The organism is Bradyrhizobium sp. P2_E8, from assembly GCF_056403875.1.
The window spans coordinates 1-2,961 of the sequence record NZ_JBFUES010000927.1; the positions used below are offsets into that span (position 1 = coordinate 1).

The following is a 2,961-nucleotide window of genomic DNA, read 5'->3' on the forward strand; positions in this document are numbered from 1 at the left end:
GCTCTGGTCGGCCGCGATGCGCAGCCGGTCGAGATCCATCATCGACGCGACGCCGGGAATCAGCACGATCGCCGTGTTCAGCGCGCATGCATCGCCCATGGTCGAGAGCGTGCCGAGCAAGCTGTCGCGGCCGATCATCGCGACCTGCACGTGCTCGCCCTTGGCGAACTTCACCACCAGCGAGATGACGCCGCGGTGGGGAAAGAACGCGCGCTTGAGCGTCTCGCCGGCCTCGACCAGAACGGCCTCGTGCGGCAGATCGACCGTGCGCAGGTGCGGGCGGATCAACTCGTAATCGTCCGCCGACAGCGCGGACAGGAAACCGTTGGATGGACGCGCYATCGTTTCCAAAGCTGCCTCCCGTCTCGTCAGGCAGGGACTTGCGAGAGCGAATTTGCCGATCCCGGCACGGGCGGACTCCATCATGTTCCCGTCGGGATATATAGGCAATTGAGACAAGATGTCCGGGTGCGGCGTCACCCCTGCGAGGCTGTGTGCACCACGGCATGCCGACCGGCCGCCTCGGGCTCTCGTCACCGCGGCGCTCCGAGCAGGCGAGAATGGAAGGCCTTGACCGCCGCATAGCAGTCGCAGGACGTCGTCTCCAGCGCGCGCGGTTCGATGACTTCGATCTGCCCGCGGGTGTAGCGAATGATGCCAGCCCGCTGCAGCGCATGCGCGACGAGCGAAATGGCGTTGCGCCGCACGCCCATCATCTGTGCCAGCGCCTCCTGTGTCAGCGGCAGGATCGAGCCGTCGGAGAGGTCGTGGGCCCGCAAGAGCCAGCGCGCCAACCGGGCCTCGACCGGGTGCAGCGTATTGCAGAGCAACGATCGCTGCGCATGTGCGAGCAGGACCTGCTCATGACGCACCATCAGACTTCGAAACGGCACGCTCGCGGCGGCGATCGTCCGGAAAGCCCCGATTTCAAGCATGGACGCCGTGCCCGGGAAGAGCACGACCGCGTCCGCCAGCGCGATGCCGTCGGTAAGCGCCGCGCCGCCGCCCACGACGCTGTCGCGTCCCAGCATTGYGATCTCGATCATTTGTCCTTCGGACAAGCCCAGCGTGATCGAAACGGACCCGCGGTGCGGGAAGTAGACGTATCTCAGTGCGGCGCCCGCTTCGCCCAAGACAGATTCCCTGACCATTTCGACTGTCGCGAGATGGGGGCGCAGCAGGTCGAAATCCGCAGCATCGAGCATTCGCAGCAATTGATTGGGCGGGGAGCCGCTCGCGGTCATGCAGGATCAATTCCGACGCGTTCAATCTAAGATCGACGCCGCGTCCATTTTTCCGGTCAAGTTGCGTCGCAACAAAGCATATTGTACAGGTTGTGTGGCTGTCCATATACCCGTTAGAGGACAGACAGGCTGTCGCATTTGCGCCGGAAATAAGTACTGCGCGCTGATTCGCTCGGGAACCTTCGCGCATCCTGCGAGGCTGCGCAGGAAAAAGCGGTAGGGGGGCCTTCATGAGCCGGCAGCACTGCATCCGCGCTGCGATCGGACGCCGGTCAGTCCGCGCAGCCTCGTCCATTGGACGAGCGGTTACCGCAACCGGACATCGCTCCGAACCATGGCGCCGCACGGCTGCAGATTTCGCATCCGTCGTTTCCGTTTCCTGTCTCCGCCAAAGGTGTTTGCGACCGTCAATTCTTCGATCCCAACCAGAGGAGAAAGGCGTGCCCCACGGTTCAATTATTGAATCGCCGAAACTGGAAGCTCAAACGGGGACAGAAAATCTGCGCCATATTCTCGTTGTCGACGACGACCCGATGGTGTGCATGGCCATCGAGGTCTATCTCCAGCGAAACCATTTTCGGGTGACGATTGCCGAAGGAGGCGAGGTCGAACTGCGCGCCCTCGAACACGATCATTTCGATCTGGTGATCATCGACATCTTCATGCCGCACATGCGCGRCTTCGAATCGATCAGGATCTTCCACGAGCGGGCGCCCACCATTCCGCTGATCGCGATGTCCGGCTACGCTTTCGTAAATCTGAATTCACCCGCTCCCGATTTCCTCCGGATGGCGCTCGAGCTCGGCGCGGCACGCTGTCTGCGCAAGCCGTTCACGCCGCTCGCGTTGCTCGCCGCCATCAAGGATTGCCTCGCGGAGCACCGTTCCGACAACGTTGCCGCGGCCGCACGCCTGGGTTAGCGCGGCGCAGGCCGTCGTAGCGGCGGGGTAAGCATCCGTTTACCACAACCGCGGGCCTTCCGGATCCCGGCAGGGCGCGATGCGATGGTCGCAAGAGCGCTCCCGATTGCGGGCGATCGGCTTCGATCCCACCCGGGCCGTGCATATCGTCCTTCACGAGCAGAACTTTTCGCGCGTGTTGCCTCGCCGTTATCGGCGCATTTACCTAACGCTTCCTTTCGCGACGGTTCGGTGCCGTTTTGCCGAAAAGTGCCGCAACATGCGGCTGAACCGCAAACTTCTCTTCAATATCCGTATTAGCACGGAGGATGAAATTAACGGGACCGTGAAAGGGGTTGTCTAACGATCCACGCGCGGACTTCCGTCGATGCCAAGCGTGGCTCAGGCGCCGAAGCCCAGCTCAGTAAGGCGTAGCTCATGGATGATCTGTTGCGGGAGTTCTTGACGGAGACCAGCGAGAGCCTGGACACCRTCGACAATCAGCTGGTGAAGTTCGAGCAGGAGCCGAACAACGCCAAGATCCTGGATAACATCTTCCGCCTGGTCCACACCATCAAGGGTACGTGCGGCTTCCTCGGCTTGCCGCGTCTGGAAGCGCTGGCGCATGCCGGCGAGACGCTGATGGGCAAATTCCGTGACGGCATGCCGGTGACGGGGCAGGCGGTGACGGTGATCCTGTCCTCGATCGACCGCATCAAGGAAATCCTCGCCGGCCTCGAGGCGACCGAAGCCGAGCCCGAGGGCACCGACCGCGATCTCATCGACAAGCTGGAAGCGATGGTCGAGCAGGGCATGGC

4 protein-coding genes are annotated in these 2,961 nt (G+C 62.6%); 2 read left to right on the forward strand and 2 right to left on the reverse strand.

The annotated features are described in order from the left end of the window. A partial coding sequence (locus AC1D00_RS34395; protein WP_477013741.1) for a cyclic nucleotide-binding domain-containing protein occupies positions 1-351 on the reverse strand: 351 nt, incomplete at its 3' end. Between the two features lie 182 nt (positions 352-533). Continuing rightward, positions 534-1,244, reverse strand: coding sequence for a Crp/Fnr family transcriptional regulator (locus AC1D00_RS34400; protein ID WP_477013742.1), 711 nt, complete (start codon positions 1,242-1,244; stop codon positions 534-536). A gap of 440 nt (positions 1,245-1,684) precedes the next feature. On the opposite strand from AC1D00_RS34400, the gene AC1D00_RS34405 reads away from it, so the two are divergent. After that, positions 1,685-2,164, forward strand: coding sequence for a response regulator (locus tag AC1D00_RS34405; RefSeq protein WP_477013744.1), 480 nt, complete (start codon positions 1,685-1,687; stop codon positions 2,162-2,164). Positions 2,165-2,581: 417 nt separating this feature from the next. Then, positions 2,582-2,961 (forward strand): Hpt domain-containing protein (locus AC1D00_RS34410; protein ID WP_477013743.1); only part of this gene is annotated, 380 nt, incomplete at its 3' end.